This window comes from Acidovorax sp. IB03 (assembly GCF_016406015.1).
In the GTDB taxonomy this organism is placed as follows: domain Bacteria; phylum Pseudomonadota; class Gammaproteobacteria; order Burkholderiales; family Burkholderiaceae_C; genus Acidovorax; species Acidovorax temperans.
In genome coordinates this window covers 1-16,441 of sequence record NZ_JAEFCH010000025.1, presented here as the reverse complement: position 1 = coordinate 16,441, position 16,441 = coordinate 1, and the positions used below count along the sequence as shown (strand labels likewise).

General features: G+C 61.9%; 17 protein-coding genes and 1 riboswitch. Of the genes, 11 read left to right on the top strand and 6 right to left on the bottom strand.

From position 1 onward, the window contains the following. Positions 1–120: 120 nt before the first annotated feature. Positions 121–202, top strand: a riboswitch (S-adenosyl-L-homocysteine riboswitch). Positions 203–266: 64 nt separating this feature from the next. The 4 genes from ahcY to IHV84_RS13750 all read left to right on the top strand — a co-directional run bounded on the left by ahcY (position 267) and on the right by IHV84_RS13750 (position 4,236). Then, complete coding sequence (ahcY, locus tag IHV84_RS13765; protein ID WP_198847274.1) at positions 267–1,703, top strand: adenosylhomocysteinase; 1,437 nt, start codon at positions 267–269, stop codon at positions 1,701–1,703. Positions 1,704–1,814: 111 nt separating this feature from the next. Then, positions 1,815–2,816, top strand: coding sequence for a TlyA family RNA methyltransferase (locus IHV84_RS13760; protein WP_198847273.1), 1,002 nt, complete (start codon positions 1,815–1,817; stop codon positions 2,814–2,816). Then, complete coding sequence (gene metF / locus IHV84_RS13755) at positions 2,813–3,664, top strand: methylenetetrahydrofolate reductase [NAD(P)H] (RefSeq protein WP_198847272.1); 852 nt, start codon at positions 2,813–2,815, stop codon at positions 3,662–3,664. Before IHV84_RS13760 ends, metF begins: the two co-directional genes overlap by 4 nt. A gap of 122 nt (positions 3,665–3,786) precedes the next feature. Then, positions 3,787–4,236 carry a septal ring lytic transglycosylase RlpA family protein gene (locus IHV84_RS13750; RefSeq protein WP_198847271.1) on the top strand — a complete coding sequence of 150 codons (450 nt, stop codon included), beginning with the start codon at positions 3,787–3,789 and terminating at the stop codon, positions 4,234–4,236. A gap of 18 nt (positions 4,237–4,254) precedes the next feature. Here the strand turns inward: IHV84_RS13750 and IHV84_RS13745 are convergent, their stop codons facing one another. Next, on the bottom strand, positions 4,255–5,142 hold the full coding sequence (locus IHV84_RS13745; protein ID WP_044396975.1) for a 23S rRNA (adenine(2030)-N(6))-methyltransferase RlmJ: 888 nt from the start codon (positions 5,140–5,142) through the stop codon (positions 4,255–4,257). A 242-nt stretch (positions 5,143–5,384) separates the two neighbouring features. Between IHV84_RS13745 and IHV84_RS13740 the strand changes: the two genes are divergently transcribed. The 6 genes from IHV84_RS13740 (at position 5,385) to erpA (ending at position 10,132) form a co-directional block, all read left to right on the top strand. Beyond that, positions 5,385–7,322, top strand: a complete 1,938-nt coding sequence (locus IHV84_RS13740; protein ID WP_198847270.1) for a serine/threonine-protein kinase — start codon at positions 5,385–5,387, stop codon at positions 7,320–7,322. A gap of 196 nt (positions 7,323–7,518) precedes the next feature. After that, on the top strand, positions 7,519–7,950 hold the full coding sequence (gene rplM / locus IHV84_RS13735) for a 50S ribosomal protein L13 (protein WP_044396978.1): 432 nt from the start codon (positions 7,519–7,521) through the stop codon (positions 7,948–7,950). A gap of 12 nt (positions 7,951–7,962) precedes the next feature. Next, on the top strand, positions 7,963–8,355 hold the full coding sequence (gene rpsI / locus IHV84_RS13730; RefSeq protein WP_198847269.1) for a 30S ribosomal protein S9: 393 nt from the start codon (positions 7,963–7,965) through the stop codon (positions 8,353–8,355). Positions 8,356–8,463: 108 nt separating this feature from the next. Further along, positions 8,464–9,180 (top strand): DUF6776 family protein, encoded by a 717-nt coding sequence (locus tag IHV84_RS13725; protein WP_198847268.1) that lies wholly within the window; start codon positions 8,464–8,466, stop codon positions 9,178–9,180. Between the two features lie 128 nt (positions 9,181–9,308). Then, on the top strand, positions 9,309–9,770 hold the full coding sequence (locus IHV84_RS13720) for a polymer-forming cytoskeletal protein (protein ID WP_198847267.1): 462 nt from the start codon (positions 9,309–9,311) through the stop codon (positions 9,768–9,770). Beyond that, positions 9,767–10,132: an iron-sulfur cluster insertion protein ErpA gene (gene erpA, locus IHV84_RS13715; protein ID WP_044396980.1), complete on the top strand. Its 366-nt coding sequence runs from the start codon at positions 9,767–9,769 to the stop codon at positions 10,130–10,132. Before IHV84_RS13720 ends, erpA begins: the two co-directional genes overlap by 4 nt. Before the next feature lie 25 nt (positions 10,133–10,157). Here erpA and IHV84_RS13710 read toward each other — a convergent pair whose 3' ends face one another. Continuing rightward, entirely contained in the window at positions 10,158–11,267 is a 1,110-nt protein-coding gene (locus IHV84_RS13710) for an anhydro-N-acetylmuramic acid kinase (RefSeq protein WP_198847266.1), read from the bottom strand. Positions 11,268–11,323: 56 nt separating this feature from the next. Beyond that, the gene (locus tag IHV84_RS13705) at positions 11,324–12,682 is read right to left on the bottom strand and encodes a M23 family metallopeptidase (protein ID WP_198847265.1); all 1,359 of its coding nucleotides are present in this window, start codon (positions 12,680–12,682) and stop codon (positions 11,324–11,326) included. A gap of 198 nt (positions 12,683–12,880) precedes the next feature. Between IHV84_RS13705 and tyrS the strand changes: the two genes are divergently transcribed. Beyond that, complete coding sequence (gene tyrS / locus IHV84_RS13700) at positions 12,881–14,113, top strand: tyrosine--tRNA ligase (protein WP_198847264.1); 1,233 nt, start codon at positions 12,881–12,883, stop codon at positions 14,111–14,113. 22 nt (positions 14,114–14,135) lie between these two features. On the opposite strand, the gene IHV84_RS13695 is transcribed toward tyrS, so the two are convergent. The 3 genes from IHV84_RS13695 to IHV84_RS20485 all read right to left on the bottom strand — a co-directional run bounded on the left by IHV84_RS13695 (position 14,136) and on the right by IHV84_RS20485 (position 16,277). Then, positions 14,136–14,579, bottom strand: a complete 444-nt coding sequence (locus tag IHV84_RS13695) for a GGDEF domain-containing protein (protein ID WP_233100017.1) — start codon at positions 14,577–14,579, stop codon at positions 14,136–14,138. After that, positions 14,567–15,313: a hypothetical protein gene (locus IHV84_RS13690; protein ID WP_198847263.1), complete on the bottom strand. Its 747-nt coding sequence runs from the start codon at positions 15,311–15,313 to the stop codon at positions 14,567–14,569. The genes IHV84_RS13695 and IHV84_RS13690 overlap by 13 nt, the downstream gene beginning before the upstream one ends. A 61-nt stretch (positions 15,314–15,374) precedes the next feature. Next, positions 15,375–16,277: a transposase gene (locus IHV84_RS20485; RefSeq protein ID WP_233100014.1), complete on the bottom strand. Its 903-nt coding sequence runs from the start codon at positions 16,275–16,277 to the stop codon at positions 15,375–15,377. Positions 16,278–16,441: the final 164 nt, after the last annotated feature.

The following is a 16,441-nucleotide window of genomic DNA, read 5'->3' as shown; positions in this document are numbered from 1 at the left end:
GGTGCGCAGCCCCTGTGGAGCGCGGTGGCGCGGGGGCTTTTGGTTGGCGATTTTACCCAGTGGGCTTGGGGGCTGAAGTGGCACGCGAGACGCCTGCATGGCGACTGCTTTTATAATCCGCACTTCCGAGGAGCGTTGCAGCGCCCCCTGCCATCTGCGGGGCGTGAGGCTCGGAGTCATCAAGCAACGACGCTCATCCACTTTTCGTGTGGTGAGTTGCATCTTCCCCCGTCAAGTGGCTTTTCAAACCTGCTTTGGAGCACACCATGAACGCACGCGTCAACGCCCCGGTCAACACCGACTGCATCATTGCCGACATCGGCCTGGCCGAATGGGGCCGTAAAGAAATCCGCATCGCTGAAACCGAGATGCCCGGCCTGATGGCCATCCGCGAGGAATTCGCGCCCAAGCAATCACTCAAGGGCGCGCGCATCACGGGCTCGCTGCACATGACCATCCAGACCGCTGTGCTGATCGAAACCCTGCAGGCACTGGGCGCGCAGGTGCGCTGGGCCTCGTGCAACATTTTCTCCACCCAGGACCACGCTGCTGCCGCCATTGCGGCCACCGGCACGCCCGTGTTTGCAGTGAAGGGCGAGACACTGGTGGATTACTGGGATTACACCCACCGCATTTTTGACTTTGGCCCTGCAGGCACCGAAGGCGAAGGCCCCAACCTGATTCTGGACGACGGCGGTGACGCCACGCTGCTGATGCACCTGGGCAAGCAGGCCGAAAAGGACCAGAGCGTGCTGGCCAACCCTGGCAGCGAAGAAGAGCGCATTCTGTTTGCCGCCATCAAGGCCAAGCTGGCGGTGGACCCCACCTGGTACAGCCGCAAGAGCGCACAAATCATCGGTGTGACGGAAGAAACCACCACCGGCGTGCACCGCTTGAAGGAAATGTCTGCCAAGGGCAGCCTGATGTTCCGCGCGATCAACGTGAACGACTCGGTGACCAAGAGCAAGTTCGACAACCTGTACGGCTGCCGCGAGTCGCTGGTGGATGGCATCAAGCGCGCTACCGACGTGATGATTGCCGGCAAGGTGGCCGTGGTGGCGGGCTACGGCGACGTGGGCAAGGGTTCGGCCCAGGCCCTGCGCGCCCTGAGCGCCCAGGTGTGGGTGACCGAGATCGACCCGATCAACGCCCTGCAGGCCGCGATGGAAGGCTATAAGGTCGTGACCATGGAATATGCCGCCGACAAGGCCGACATCTTTGTGACCACCACCGGTAACCGCGATGTGATCACGTTCGAGCACATGAAGGCCATGAAGGACCAGTCCATCGTCTGCAACATCGGTCACTTCGACAACGAAATCCAGGTCGCCAAGCTCGAAGAGCACTGCCAGTGGGAAGAAATCAAGCCCCAGGTGGACCATGTGATCTTCCCTGACGGCAAGCGCATCATTCTGCTGGCCAAGGGCCGCCTGGTGAACCTGGGCTGCGGCACGGGTCACCCCAGCTTTGTGATGTCTTCCAGCTTTGCCAACCAGACGATTGCCCAGATCGAGCTGTTCACGCACAGCGACTTCTATGAGAACGGCAAGGTCTACGTGCTGCCCAAGCACCTGGATGAAAAGGTCGCACGCCTGCACCTGAAGAAGGTGGGTGCGATGTTGTCGGAGCTGACAGACGAGCAAGCCGCCTACATTGGCGTGCCCAAGCAAGGCCCTTACAAGCCAGATACCTACCGCTACTAAGCCCTGGCGATAGAGGTTGAATGCTCCTGATTTAGGAGCTGCTAGCGCTTGCTGGGTAAGCGCTGGTGCCTGTTTTTATTCCAATTTCCGTCGGATGACAAGAGAGTACGCATGCGCGCAGATGTTTTTTTGGTGGAAGGCGGCCAAGCCGCCACGCGCTCACAGGCGCAACGCCTGATTGCCTCGGGGGTGGAGTGGCGGCTGACGCCGCTGTCTGCCTGGAACAAGGTGGTCAAGAACGGCGATGACATTCCACCCATGGCAGAGGTGCGCTTGCTGGACGATGCCGAGGCGAAGTACATCTCGCGCGGGGGGCTCAAGCTCGAAGGCGCCCTCAAGGCGACGGGGCTGGTGGTCAAAGGCTTGCGCTGCCTTGATGTGGGGCAGAGCACCGGCGGCTTCACCGACTGCTTGCTGCAGCACGGTGCCGCCCAGGTCATTGGCGTGGACGTGGGCCACGGCCAGTTGCACGAGCGTCTGCGCGATGACCCGCGCGTGGTGGGCGTGGAAGGCCTGAACGCTCGGGCGATGACTGCCGAGTCCCTCCTGGAAGGCTGCGACGTGGCCTTGTCTGAAGAAGAGGTGCAGGACGAAGAGGACAACGAGACCCAGCCCGTGGCCCCCTACAGCTGGATGCGCAACGGCGGGCTGGTGGATGAAGAGTACGACGACAGCGACGACGCCAAGGAGCAGGACGTGGAAGCCTTCAAGGCCGAGCGCGCTGCCAAGGCCAAGGCGCGTGCCGAGGGCTCTTTGCCCGTGGTGCGCCGTCGCAAGCCGGGGCGTGAGGAGGTGAACATCACGCCCGTGTTTGATGTGATCACGGGCGATTTGTCGTTCATCTCGCTGACGCTGGTACTGCCCGCGCTGGTGCCGCTGTTGGCCCCGCAGGGCCGGCTGCTCATGCTGGTCAAGCCGCAGTTTGAGTTACAGCCCGGCCAGGTTGGCAAGGGCGGCATTGTGCGCGACGAAGCGCTGTACCCCGTGGTGGAAAAGCGCATCCGCGATTGCTGTGCCGAGGTGGGCCTGGACGTGTTGTCGTGGATCGACAGCCCTATTCAGGGCGGCGACGGCAACCGGGAATTCTTTATTGACGCAAGGAGGGCTGCATGAACGCTGCCAAGACCGAAGCCACCGGTTTCCCGGTGAGCCTGGAATTCTTTCCGCCAAAAACCGAAGAGGGCGCGGTCAAGCTGCGTACCGTGCGCCAGCAGCTGTATGCCCTGCATCCAGAGTTTTGTTCCGTGACCTATGGGGCGGGTGGCTCCACGCAAGAGGGCACCTTCACCACGGTGAAAGAGATCCTTTCGGAAGGCGTCAGCGCGGCCTCCCATTTTTCATGCATTGGTGCCACTCGGCAGTCGGTGCGTGAGCAATTGGCTGTGCTCAAGGGCATGGGCGTGCGGCGGCTGGTAGCTTTGCGGGGCGACTTGCCCAGCGGCTATGGCGCGGGAGGCGAATTTCAGTACGCCAGCGACCTGGTGGCCTTCATCCGCGAAGAAACGGGGCGGGACTTTCACATCGAGGTGGCCGCGTACCCCGAGGTGCATCCGCAAGCCCGTTCGCCCGAGGCTGACCTCAAGGCCTATGTGGCCAAGGTGCGTGCGGGTGCTGATGCCGCCATCACCCAGTATTTCTACAACAGCGATGCGTACTTCCGCTTTGTGGAGGACACGTACAAGCTGGGTGCAGACATTCCCGTCGTGCCCGGCATCATGCCCATCTCCAGCTCTACGCAGCTGATGCGTTTTTCGGATGCGTGCGGCGCCGAGATTCCGCGCTGGATCCGGCTGCGCCTGCAGGCGTTTGGCGACGATACCGCCAGCATCAAGTCGTTTGGCCTGGACGTGGTGACCGATCTATGTGATCAGTTGCGCAGCGCCGGGGTGCCCGCCTTGCACTTCTACACCATGAACCAGAGCGCGGCCACGCTGGAGATCTGCCGCCGACTGGAGCTGTAAACGTGCCAGGGCAGCGCGCGGCAGGGCTTGCAAGTGTGCGCAGGCTCTGGTCTGCCTTGCTGGTCTGTGCCGCTGTGGTGCTGGCCTGGCCTGTCGTTGTTCTTGCCCATGAGGATTCGGGCATGCCCGACCCCAGTGCGACGTCATCCTCTGATGCGGAAAAACCGCTTCCCGCCCAGCGCTCCGCCATCGATCTGCTGAGCAGGGACGAGGACGAAGAGGGGGAGGAGGAGGCAGAAGTCTTGCCCAGCGAAACCGGGCTGGCTTCCTGGTACGGCCCTGGTTTTCACAAGCGCCGCACCGCCAGTGGCGAGCGCTTTGATATGCACGCCATGACCGCTGCGCACCGCACCTTGCCGTTCGGAACCATGGTGTGCGTGCGAAGCCAGATCACCGGGCGCGGGGTGGTCGTCCGCATCAACGACCGGGGCCCGCACGCCGCCAACCGGGTGGTAGACCTCAGCCGGGGCGCTGCCATTGCCTTGGGGCTTCACGGCTTGGGGCTCAAGCCGGTGGATGTGTTTCCCCTGGGTGCGGGCGAAGATGCCTGCCCGCCCAAGCGGCCCGATTAGGCCGCCGCGGGCCTGTCTTCAACTGCCTGATTCCAGTGTGTACGTGGCGTGCTTGTCTTGCGCCAGCAACTCCACCATTTGGGGCAGGGCTTCCTTCAGCGCGGGCTTGAGGGTGAAGGGCGGATTGATCAGAAACATGCCGCTGGCTGGCAGACCTGGGCGTTTGGTTTCCCCAGCCGCGTTTTCTGTGACCTTGCTGGATTTCACCGTCAGCGTGGCATGCAGCCAGCTCTTGCCCGCCTTGGTGGCCAGGGTCTTGAGCCGCCGGGGCAAATCATGGGCTTCAGGGCGGGGAATGATGGGGTACCACACCGCGTAGGTGCCGGTGGCGAAGCGCTTGAGCGAATCCGTGACCATGTCCAGCACCTTGCCGTAATCGCTCTTGATTTCATAGCTGGGATCGCACAGCACCAAAGCGCGGCGGGCCGGTGGCGGCAGAAATTTTTTGATGCCTTCAAAGCCATCCTCATGCAGCACGGCCACTTGCCTGCCGGCTTCCAGCTGGGCCACGTTGCCAGCCAGCGCGCGCATGTCCGTGGGGTGAAGTTCAAACAGCTTGAGCTTGTCATGCCCGCGCAGCAGGCGCTGGCTGATGAAGGGCGAGCCGGGGTACACCCTGGTTTTGCTGCCTTGGTTGAAGGCCCGCACCATGTCTACATACGCTGCCAGAGCCGGTGTGAGGGGCGGTACTTCGGGGGCGACCAGGCGCAAGATGCCGTCCGAGGCTTCTGCGCTGGTGCTGGCGTAGTCGCCATCCAGCCGGTAGAGGCCCGCGCCGGCGTGGGTATCCAGAACGGTCAACGCCGCGTCTTTCTCCGTGAGATATTGCAAGGTGGCAATCAAAACCGTGTGCTTGAGCACATCGGCATGGTTGCCTGCGTGGAATGCGTGGCGATAACTGAACATGCCCGTATGGTAACGATTGCGTACCTTGACGGCCTTGAGTGCTGAGAAACCTCATACAAATCGTCCGGGAGCCGGGCAAAATCACAACCTTCCGGCGGCCTGTGATGTTTTTCTCAGACAGTCTGCTTTTTGTGGCTTCTCTACAGGCTTTGATATCGCATCATCGCGTCTGTTGCCCAGCCTAGACGCTTGGCAGGCACCATTGAGTGCCCTTTCAGACCCGGTCCTGCTCCCTTCCCACCATGATCGAACGATCCAGTCAAACCCCTGCCGCCGGCGTCAGCCACGTTGATGCGCTGCCGCCCGGCACCAGGCTGGCTGAGTTTGAAATCCTGGGGCTTCTGGGTGTGGGCGGTTTTGGCATGGTCTACAAGGCGTTTGACCATTCCCTGCACCGCGCGGTGGCCATCAAGGAATACATGCCGACGGCTCTGGCAGGGCGTGTGCACGGGCAATCCCTGGGGGTTCGCTCTTCGTCCGATCAGCAGACCTTCCAGGCCGGGTTGGCTTCCTTTGTGGGCGAAGCGCGCTTGCTGGCCCAGTTTGATCACCCTTCGCTCGTGAAGGTGTTCCGTTTCTGGGAGGCGAACAACACGGCTTACATGGTCATGCCGCTCTACAGCGGCATGACGTTCAAGCAAGCGCGTGCGCAGATGCGCACTCCGCCGCCAGAGGCCTGGCTGCGCAAGGTGCTGTGGTCAGTGCTGGGGGCGCTGCGGGTGCTGCACGACGGCAAGACGCTGCACCGCGATATCTCTCCAGACAACATCTTCTTGCAAGACTATGGCCCCCCCGTGTTGCTGGACCTGGGGGCCGCACGCCACGCCATCAATGACCAGGGGCGCCAGCACACTGCGGTGCTCAAGGTCAACTATGCGCCCATCGAGCAGTATTCAGAAACCGATGACGACCTGCGCCAGGGGCCCTGGAGCGATTTGTATTCGCTGGCGGCGGTCGTGCACGGCTGTCTGTGCAACGACACGCCTTTGCCTGCCACCTTGCGTTCCATTCGAGATCGCATGGTGCCGTTCCCCCGCGTTGCCAAGACCGTGAAGCGGCAGTTTGGTGTCGAGTATTCGCCTGCGTTTATCGAAGCGGTGAGCCAGGCCCTCTCTTTGCGCCCCGAAGATCGTCCTCAGAGCATTGACGCCTTCTTGCAGGCCATGGAAATGGTGTCTGCACCTGAAGGTATTGACGGATTCGATTTCCGCGCTGATCTGGGCGACATCTGGGTCGAGCCTGCGGACCAGCCCGGCCCTGGGTTGCTGACGCCCACCGTGGATGTGACCTCTGCGCCCAAGATCGTGGCGGATATCCAGGCATCGCTGGGGGGCGCGCAAGCCGCGGTCTCTGCTCCTGCCGCTTTGCGCGATTCCAAGCGGGTGGATGCTGACTCAGGCCCTGATACGGTGGCTGTAGAGGCTGCAGATACCGTTTTCATGGATCCGGGCGATACGGTGATGATGGAGGAGTTGGAGTCGTCCAGTTCGTCAGGTCATCGTTCAGGATCGGGCGCGCACCGCGAAGTAGGGGGGCATGCTTCCAAGTCTTCCAGGTCTGCGAGCGCTTCGCAAGAATCGAGTCAACGGGCCCGCGCTGCTGTCCCGCGTCGCCACAAGAGTTTGCGCTGGGGGGCTGTGGCTGCGGTTGCTTTCATGGCGGTGGCGAGTGCGGGCTGGGGGCTGTATGCACGCAAGGCTCCGGTGGCGGATGACATCATCACCGAAATGGCTGAGCCACCAGCTGCTTTGACGCTGGTGGAAGCATCTGCTCCGGTGGCCAGCGCCTCGGTCGCCAGTGAGGTGGCTGTGGCGGAGCCCAGTCTCGTGGATCCTCCGCTGGTTGCAGCTTCTGCGTCCCAGCCGGCTACGGCGCCCAAGCCCGTGGTGCGCAACAGCGCCGCTGCAAGAAAGGTGGCTCCAGAGCCTGCCCCCGCGCCGGTGGTGGCTGTGGAAGCGCCTCCTCCGCCTCCCCCGCCACCGCCTGAGCCGAAACCCCGGCCAGCACCCGCCAAAATCCCGACGCCCCAAGAGGTTTGCGCGAATGCTGGCTTCTTGGCCAAACCCATGTGCATTCATCAGGAATGCCAAAAGCCGTCGCAGGTCGGGCAGGCCATCTGTGTCGAGAACCGAAAGCGCTACGAGGCTGAGGAGCAGCGTGCCCGGCAGATGGGCAACTGAGTGGTTTGGCGCCTCGGCGGACGGGCTTCGGGACGAGCGGTTGTGCCGCTTTTGTGAAACTTCGTATAATCACAGGCTTCGCAGCGATTGAGCGGCCCCGCGGCGAACACATCAGTCCCACCTAAGAGGCTTCCTTCAGAGAAGCACCGACCGTGGAAAAGGGCCCTTACAAACCCCCTCTTGAAAAGAGAAACTCATGACTACTACTTTCAGCGCAAAGCCCGCTGAGGTTGTGCACGAGTGGTTTGTGATTGACGCGACCAATAAGGTCCTCGGACGAGTAGCCAGCGAAGTTGCTCTCCGTTTGCGCGGCAAACACAAGGCCATTTACACGCCTCACGTCGATACCGGTGACTTCATCGTCGTTATCAACGCAGCCCAACTCAAGGTTACCGGCACCAAGTCCCTGGACAAGGTGTACTACCGTCACTCGGGCTATCCCGGCGGTATCACGGCCACCAACTTCCGCGACATGCAAGCCAAGCACCCTGGTCGTGCTCTGGAAAAGGCTGTCAAGGGCATGCTGCCTAAGGGTCCCCTGGGCTATGCAATGATCAAGAAACTCAAGGTGTACGGTGGTGCTGAGCATCCCCACGCCGCCCAGCAGCCCAAAGTGCTGGAAATCTAAGGAGCCTTGAGAATGATTGGTGAATGGAACAATGGCACCGGCCGTCGCAAGTCCAGCGTCGCCCGCGTGTTTCTGAAAAAAGGCTCCGGCAAGATCACTGTGAACGGCAAGGACATCCAGTCCTACTTCGGCCGCGAAACATCGATCATGATTGCCAAGCAACCCCTGGTGCTGACCAACCATGTCGAAACTTTCGACATCCAGGTCAATGTCCACGGCGGTGGTGAATCCGGTCAAGCCGGTGCAACCCGTCACGGCATCACCCGCGCTCTGATCGACTACGATGCAGCACTCAAGTCTGCACTGAGCCAAGCCGGCTTCGTGACACGTGATGCACGTGAAGTGGAGCGTAAGAAGGTCGGTCTGCACTCTGCACGTCGTGCAAAGCAGTTCTCGAAGCGTTAATCTTCGCAGCCTTCAGGAGACCGGGTTTTCCCCCGGCCTCTGCAAAAACCGCCTTCGGGCGGTTTTTTCGTTTATGGTGCGTGCTTCTTCAAGGGGGATGGTTCGTACATGCGTTTTCGTTTGCTTCGTCGGCGGTTGACCATTAGCGCACCCAGGGTGGCCATTCGCAGTGCGATGCCGTGGCCCCTGCGCTGGCTGGTATTGGCGCTTGCCTTGGGCCTGAGCGCAGCCACCGCCTTGTGGGCTTTTGAGTTTGGCAAGTCGATTGCAGGCCTTGAGCCCACTTCGCGGCAGGAGGTAATGCAACTGCGCGCCGAGATTGAGCGATTGCGGGAGCAGTCACAGCAAACCCAGTTGCTGTCGCAAACGGCGGAGAGTCTCTTGACTGCTGATCGTGCAACACTGGAGCGCCTGACTGCCCAGGTGAAGCTGCTGGAAGCGGAGAATCGCGCCCTGCGAGACGATCTGGGCTTTTTTGAAAAACTCATTCCTGCGGCCAAATCGGATGGCGTCACCATACGTGGCCTGAAAGCGGAGTTGGTGGGTGGTGCGCAGCTGAAGTGGCAGGTGCTGGTCATTCAGGCTGCTGCTGCACGCAATGCGCCGGAATTCAAAGGGCGCCTCGAATTGGTGCTTGCGGGTGTTCTCAACGGCAAGCCTTGGACGCAGGCCTTCCCGCCTGAAGGGCAGGCGATCCAGTTTCGCCAGTACCGTCGCTTGGGAGGCGTATTCGCTTTGCCTCTGAATGTCGTGGTAAAAACCGTGACCGCCCGTGTCTATGAAGGCCAGACCATTCGGGCAATCCAGGCGGTAGATCTGGATTGAGTCCGCCGAGGGAGCTTGCGGACGTGTGCGCAATGCACTGGTGCTGGGGCTTTCTGCCTGGCGTGGTGGTGCGGTGTCTCAATGATTTCGCAGTGGAGCGCCGCAAAGGCGTCTGAGGAGGAGTTCCAATGTTTTCTCGCAAGAAGCAGCCGCCCATCAAAAGCTTGATTGCCCATGGCACCCGCATCGAAGGCAATGTTCTGTTTGAAGAAGGAATTCGGATCGACGGGGATGTGGTGGGTGATATCCGTGCTTCGACCGAGCAACCCAGCATCTTGGTGATTTCCGAAACGGCCCGAGTGGAGGGGGCTGTGCATGCTGACCATGTGATCGTGAATGGGTCGGTGGTGGGGCCAGTGCACGCCGCGGAGCTGCTGGAACTGCAGCCCAAGGCGCGCATCACAGGCAATGTGAACTACAGGGCGCTGGAGATGCACCAAGGGGCAACGATTGCGGGTCAGTTGCAACCTGCGGCTGTGTTGATTGAAGAAAAGCCCCCACTCAAACTAGCGTCAAACAACCAGTGCGCTGAGCGCACGGGGGAGTTGCAGTACCATCGCATGCAAATTCTGAATCCGGAGTCCCCATGAGTACAGTTGCTGAAAACGTCCCCACCGAAATGCCCGCGCCGATTCTGTTCACCGACAGCGCTGCGGCCAAGGTTGCGGATCTGATTGCCGAGGAAGGTAACCCGGATTTGAAGCTGCGCGTGTTCGTGCAGGGCGGCGGGTGCTCTGGCTTCCAGTACGGTTTCACCTTCGATGAAATCACCAATGACGACGACACCACCATGACCAAGAACGGGGTGTCGTTGTTGATCGACGCGATGAGCTACCAGTATCTGGTGGGCGCTGAGATCGACTACAAGGAAGACCTTCAGGGCGCACAGTTTGTGATCAAGAACCCGAACGCTACCACCACCTGTGGTTGCGGTTCCAGCTTCTCTGCCTGACCAGGCCAAGCCCTGCCAAAGGGCATCAAGCGGGGTAGATGGCCCCTAAAACACGGGCGCCTTGTGCGCCCGTGACGTTTGGAAGGTTCCCTGCTTGCCCGACGATGGTTTGACGGGCCAGCCACGCAAAAGCGCAGGCTTCCACCTGCATCACAGGTAGGCCCAGCACATCCGTTGGCTCTACGGGTAAAGGGGCGAGCAAGTCCTTCAGGCGGTGCATCAGGTGGTTGTTGAGCGCGCCGCCACCGCACACTGCCATCAAAGTTGCGCCTCCACCGTATTGTTTGACTGTGTTCGCGCAAGCCTGGGCAGTCAGCTCGGTCAAAGTGGCTTGTACATCGACGGGGCGCAGGTCCGCAAAGTGCTGCAACTTGCTGTTGAGCCACGCCACATTGAACAAGTCCCTTCCGGTGCTTTTCGGTGGCGCTTTCTGAAAGAAAGGCTCGTTCAAAAAGGTTTCCAGCAGGGCCGGGTGCACAGTGCCCTGGGCCGCCCAGTGGCCTTGAGCGTCGTAGGGTGCACCGGTGTGCCGCTGGCACCAGTAGTCCATGAGCGCATTGCCGGGGCCGCAATCGAAGCCGATCACCGATCCTTGCGCTGGTAGCACGCTGATGTTGGAAATGCCGCCAATGTTCAGCACCAGCACGGTCTGGTTGGGCTTGCGGAAAACACCGTGGTGGAATGCAGGAACCAAAGGTGCGCCCTGGCCCCCGGCCGCGACGTCGCGGCTGCGGAAGTCGGCCACTACACGAATGCCGGTGAGCTCCGCCAACAAGGCTGGGTTTTGCAACTGCAGTGTGTAGCCCGTGCCGTCGAACTCCTGGGGGCGATGGCGAACGGTTTGTCCATGGGCGCCAAGGGCACTGATTCGACTAGCGTTGAGTTGCAGGTCACTCAGCAGTTGCTGGACCAGGGATGCATAGATGCGAGAGACAGCGTTGCCCGCGAGTGCAGCTCTGTGCAACTCGTCCGCTCCAGAAGTGTTCAGGGCAAGCAGCTCACTTTTGAGCTCGTCCGAAAAAGGGGCAGATCGGTGCCCCAGTACCTGGAGGCGTTTTCCAGCGAAGTCCACCAGAACAGCATCCACCCCATCCAGCGAGGTGCCAGACATCAGTCCGATGTAGAGATCACCCATGGTTGTGGCGTCTGGCTCATTCCCCCGCTGGCCGTGTGCAGGCGGGGGGAATACTTTTACTGGGCGCTGGCCTGCTGGATCAGGTCTGCTGAAGAGAGTTGGGTTCGCATGGCAGCGGCCAAGCGCTGGAAGGCGGGCCGCGCCGCCGCAGAGACCGGTGCTGCTGCCTCGCTTTGCTGGGCGATGGTTTGTGGGTCCTGGTGCTGACCGTTGATGCGGAACTCAAAATGCAAGTGCGGCCCGGTTGCCCAGCCCGTGGCGCCTACGGCACCCACGGTTTGGCCTTGTTCTACCGACTGGCCATTCTTGACGTCAATGCGGCTCAGGTGGGCGTACACGGTCACGTGCTGGTTGCGGTGCTTGACGAAGACCACGTTGCCAAAACCGTTCTGTACCCCTGCAAACTCCACCACGCCATCACCCACCGTGCGCACCGGGGTGCCTGTAGGGGCTGCGTAGTCGGTGCCCAGGTGTGCGCGCCAGGTTTTCAGGATCGGATGCATCCGCATCTTGAAGCCGCTGGTCACCCGAGAAAACTCGACGGGAGAGGCGAGGTACGCGCGGCGCATGCTCTCACCCTCCAGGGTGTAGTAGGCGCCTTTGGATGCCTCGGGTTCCTGGAACCACACGGCTTCATAGGTCTTGCCGTTGTTGCGGAACTCGGTGCTCAACACGCGGCCGGTGCGCAGCGGCTCGCCATCGGCTTCCAGTGTTTCGTAAACTACGGCGAAGCGGTCGTCCTTGCGCAGGGAGCGGTGGAAATCGATGTTGCCGGAGAAGATTTCCGCCACTTGCATGGCAACGGCATCGGGAATGTTGGCGGCGTCTGTGGCTGCAAACAATGAACTGCGAATCACGCCACCAGCCAGGCGGGTGCCTTTGGTGAGGGGGGCAGTTTCGATGCGGGAGGCGAAGCCTTCGCCCTTGCGTTCAACCACCAGTCGGCGGAAGGTGCCGCTGTCGTCGGGAGCCCAGCGTGCAGTCAGGCGTACCAGGCTATGGTCGTCCGTGGTTTCTGCGGAAACCAGGCGGCCCGCACGGCCCAGCAAGTTTTGGCGCACCGTGTTGTCAGCGCGCAAGAATGCCGCCGCAGCTGGATCGGCAACGCCCATGCGTTGCAGCAGCGATTCAGCGGTGTCACTGCTGCGGGTCTGCTCAGACCGGTACAGCGAGAAGCCTGGTGCTTCCAGAGCCTCGAGGGAAAGGTTTTCTGCCAGAGATTCAACCGGATAGCTCACCAGTTTGGTGGGCAGGTCCGACGCATCGGGGTCAAGCGATGCCACAGCAAACGCCCCGCCGCCGCCTGTCAGCAGCACAGCAGCCACTGCGGCGGTGATGCGCTTGGGGTGTTTTTGGGCGGTTTGGGAGAGGCGATCAAGCAAAGCCAGGCTGGCGGTGGTCAAGCCGTGAATCAAGTTCTATCCCCAGAATTGGTGTGTCAACGTCTGAGTCGGGAGCGGATGGCTCGGCGGCACGTGGAGGCACTGAGATGGATACAAGGCAAATTTCGGCCGGTGAATCCAGTGCCGAAACGGCGGCCCTACTAGAATCCGCCTTTGCAATGGAGCCCGAGTATAGCGGCGCGCGATCCCCAGACATCGAAAAAAACCCTTATGAATCAATCTGCTGTTACAACAAGCCCGCTGTCCGATGGTGTACGAAAGGCCCTGGAAGTCTCGCTGCGGGGTGTGGAAGAGTTGCTGCCGCAGGACGAGTGGGCCAAGAAGCTGGCGCGCTCCGAGTCCACGGGCAAGCCCCTGCGTATCAAGCTCGGCCTGGACCCCACGGCACCTGACATCCACATCGGCCACACGGTGGTGCTCAACAAGATGCGCCAGCTGCAGGATCTGGGCCACCAGGTGATTTTTCTGATCGGCGATTTCACGACGCTGATCGGTGATCCTTCTGGCCGCAACAGCACGCGCCCGCCGCTCACGCCCGAGCAGATCAAGTTCAACGCCGAAACCTATTACACCCAGGCCGCCAAGGTGCTGGACCCGGCGCGCACGGAAATTCGCTACAACAGCGAGTGGTGCGACGCCCTGGGCGCGCGCGGCATGATCCAGCTGTCGGCCAAGTACACGGTGGCCCGCATGATGGAGCGCAACGACTTTCACCAGCGCTTCACCGATGGCAGCTCGATCAGCCTGCACGAATTCCTCTACCCCCTGCTGCAGGGTTATGACTCCGTGGCTCTCAAGAGCGACCTGGAGCTGGGCGGCACGGACCAGAAGTTCAATCTGCTGATGGGCCGCCATTTGCAGCAGGAATATGGCCAGGAGCCGCAGTGCGTGCTCACCATGCCTTTGCTGGTGGGGCTGGACGGTGTGGACAAGATGTCCAAGTCCAAGAACAACTACATCGGCATCACCGAAGACGCCAACACCATGTTCGCGAAGGTGCTGTCGATTTCGGACACCCTGATGTGGGACTGGTACACCTTGTTGTCCTTCAAGAGCCTGGATGAGATCGCCGCGCTCAAGGCCGAAGTGGCGGCCGGGCGCAACCCCAAGGATGCGAAGGTGGCGCTTGCCAAGGAAATCACGGCCCGCTTCCACAGCGCTGCAGCGGCCGATGCGGCCGAGCAAGACTTCATCAACCGCAGCAAGGGCGGCGTGCCCGACGATATTCCTGATGTGGCGTTGTCCGGCGCACCTCTGGGTATTGGCGCCTTGCTCAAGCAGGCCAATCTGGCGCCATCGACCAGCGAGGCCAACCGTTTGATCGACGGCGGCGGCGTGCGTGTGGATGGCGGTGTGGTCAGCGACAAGGGCTTGAAGCTGGAGGCTGGCACCTATGTCGTGCAAGTGGGCAAGCGCAAGTTTGCCCGCGTGACGCTGGGCTGACCTGACCGGTTTTTTTGCGGGCTCAGTCCTGCCGCATGGCAGGGCTGCGCGCCCGCTCGGGCCGCGCATCCTGCCCCGTGGGCGCCTGGCTCAGCACGACCTGGTTGCGCCCTTGCTGCTTGCCCTGGTACAGCGCGGCATCTGCGCGGTGCACTGCGTCCAGCAAGTCTTCACTGGCGCGCACGGTGGCCACGCCGATGGTCACGGTCACATGCAGCACCTTGCCTGAACCCACCCTGAACGGGGCGGTGACAACGGGCTGGTGCAGGCGCTCTGCCAGGTCGTGGGCCCCTGCGGTGGGGGTATCTGGCAGCAAAATCAGAAACTCTTCGCCGCCCCAGCGGCAGATCGTGTCGGTGGATCGGGTCACCCCCAGCGCGCGGCGGTAAAAATCCTGCAGCACCAGGTCCCCTGCGCGGTGGCCATGGGTGTCGTTGATGCGCTTGAAATGGTCTAGGTCACACAGCAGCAGGGCCAGGGGCGGCTCCCCGGCTGCTGCTTTGCCATTTCGCTGCGCCCCATGTCCATCAGGCGGCGGCGGTTCACGGCGCCAGTGAGTGGGTCGGTGGACGCTTCCTTTGCCAGCGCGGCCTGCGCCTGGGTCACCATGTTGTAGTAGCCGCGCGAGAGGACGATGAAGGCCAGCAGCAGCGTGACGATGTTCTGGTAGCGCAGCAAGTCCAGCACGGTGTCGTCCAGAAGGTACTGAGGTGGGTTGTTGTCACTCCAGCCGTCCAGGCCCAGGTAGATGGCAGTCAGGCACAGTGCGATGGCGTTCTTGGTCATCCGGTGTTCGCTGGATGACAGCATGGCCACCGGCACCACGGGCAGCATCAGGTAATGAAAGCCCGCCTCCCAGCCGATGACCACCGTGGCGGCGATGGCGTGCACGGTGATCTCGGCGATCAGCACCAGGGATGCGGCCCTGACGTGGCGGTCGGTGCGCGACAGCCAGAACGCCGTGCAATGGGTGAGCACGCTGGCCACATTCAGCCAGGCCAGTGCATCGACTTTGGCCCACACAAAAAGCGCGATGTACAGGCTGTGCACCAGCACACACAAGGCCGACGCCTGGCGTATCAGCAGGCGAAAGTTGTCGTTGGGGGCCTCGATCGGGTGCATGGTGGCGGCAGGGGTGGGGCCGTGGTCAGCGGGGTGCCCCGGCTTGGTGTGATCGGGTGGTGCGGTGGGGCAGCCCATGGCCAGTGCGAAGTGTCCTCCGAGAGGCTGCGGCGGTGACTGGTGTTTTCACGGGGGCCTTTCAGTCGTGGTGGTCTTGCGTGTCGGGGTCGGGCCCATCGCCAATGGCCGCACGCGTGATTTCAGCCTGCGCCGCCAGCCAGGTGCAAAACGCCTTGACTTCGGGGCGCTGTGCGCTACGCGGGCCCACCATGAGCCAGTAGGCCAGCGGGGTGTCGATGCGGTGCTGGGGCAGCACCTCCAGCAGGTCCCCCGCTGCCAGCGCGTCGGCAATCAGGGGCATGCGCGACAGCGCCAGCCCCTGGCCGCTCAGGGCGGCCTGGGCAATCTGGTGCGCGTAGTTGAAATACAGCCAGCGCTCGGGCTGCAGCTTGTCCACGCCGTGGATGTCCAGCCAGCGCCGCCAGCTCAGCCATTCCAGGTGGGCGGAGCGCTTGAGCAAGGTGTCGATCTGCGCCTTCAGTTCGATCTCCCTGGCCTGCATGCACTCGTAGCTCATCGCCTTGTGCTTGCTGGCCTTGGCACGCAGCTTGGTGCCGTCCACCTCGATGGTGCCCAGCTTGACCAAGCCACACTCTCGCGCGAGCTTGACCACTTGCACGAACAGCGCCGCCAGCTCTTCCAGGTGCAGCGCCCGGAAGTCGCTCAGCGTGCGGGGCTTGGGGAAGTTGTCTGCGGCCAGCACCCGGAAGGCCACGTCCTCGTGCAGCTTCTTGGCGATCTTGCGCGAGGAGAACACGCCCGTGGCGTAGCCATACACCAGCACCTTGACCATCATGGCCGGGTGGAAGGGCTGGTTGCGTGAGCCGCCACCTTGGTAGCGCTTGAAGAACGCGCTCAGATCCAGCGTGTCGATGGTGTCGTTGATGTAGTGGGCCAGATGCCCTTGCGGCAGCCACTCTTGCAACGAGTGGGGCAGAAGCAACTGCTGGTCGGGCGCGTAGGGTAGGTAGCTGGTCGGCATGCAGTCAATTTATCGCCAGCGCCGCTTGCGCGCATCCGGCGATGCCCTCAAGTCAGGGTTCTGCCGCGCGGACTCCTAGTGTGGTGTCTCAAAAATAGATAGAACTATCTTGACCGGTGTTGGTCGAATCAGCTTCCTTATAGGAGACTACGCTGATGGCCCAC

What these genes read in the sequence shown, in the direction of transcription:
- ahcY (WP_198847274.1), top strand. Translation starts at nt 267, where the DNA reads ATGAACGCACGCGTCAACGCCCCGGTCAACACCGACTGCATCATTGCC.
- IHV84_RS13760 (WP_198847273.1), top strand. Translation starts at nt 1,815, where the DNA reads ATGCGCGCAGATGTTTTTTTGGTGGAAGGCGGCCAAGCCGCCACGCGC.
- metF (WP_198847272.1), top strand. Translation starts at nt 2,813, where the DNA reads ATGAACGCTGCCAAGACCGAAGCCACCGGTTTCCCGGTGAGCCTGGAA.
- IHV84_RS13750 (WP_198847271.1), top strand. Translation starts at nt 3,787, where the DNA reads ATGCCCGACCCCAGTGCGACGTCATCCTCTGATGCGGAAAAACCGCTT.
- IHV84_RS13745 (WP_044396975.1), bottom strand. Translation starts at nt 5,142, where the DNA reads ATGTTCAGTTATCGCCACGCATTCCACGCAGGCAACCATGCCGATGTG.
- IHV84_RS13740 (WP_198847270.1), top strand. Translation starts at nt 5,385, where the DNA reads ATGATCGAACGATCCAGTCAAACCCCTGCCGCCGGCGTCAGCCACGTT.
- rplM (WP_044396978.1), top strand. Translation starts at nt 7,519, where the DNA reads ATGACTACTACTTTCAGCGCAAAGCCCGCTGAGGTTGTGCACGAGTGG.
- rpsI (WP_198847269.1), top strand. Translation starts at nt 7,963, where the DNA reads ATGATTGGTGAATGGAACAATGGCACCGGCCGTCGCAAGTCCAGCGTC.
- IHV84_RS13725 (WP_198847268.1), top strand. Translation starts at nt 8,464, where the DNA reads ATGCGTTTTCGTTTGCTTCGTCGGCGGTTGACCATTAGCGCACCCAGG.
- IHV84_RS13720 (WP_198847267.1), top strand. Translation starts at nt 9,309, where the DNA reads ATGTTTTCTCGCAAGAAGCAGCCGCCCATCAAAAGCTTGATTGCCCAT.
- erpA (WP_044396980.1), top strand. Translation starts at nt 9,767, where the DNA reads ATGAGTACAGTTGCTGAAAACGTCCCCACCGAAATGCCCGCGCCGATT.
- IHV84_RS13710 (WP_198847266.1), bottom strand. Translation starts at nt 11,267, where the DNA reads ATGGGTGATCTCTACATCGGACTGATGTCTGGCACCTCGCTGGATGGG.
- tyrS (WP_198847264.1), top strand. Translation starts at nt 12,881, where the DNA reads ATGAATCAATCTGCTGTTACAACAAGCCCGCTGTCCGATGGTGTACGA.
- IHV84_RS13690 (WP_198847263.1), bottom strand. Translation starts at nt 15,313, where the DNA reads ATGGGCTGCCCCACCGCACCACCCGATCACACCAAGCCGGGGCACCCC.
- IHV84_RS20485 (WP_233100014.1), bottom strand. Translation starts at nt 16,277, where the DNA reads ATGCCGACCAGCTACCTACCCTACGCGCCCGACCAGCAGTTGCTTCTG.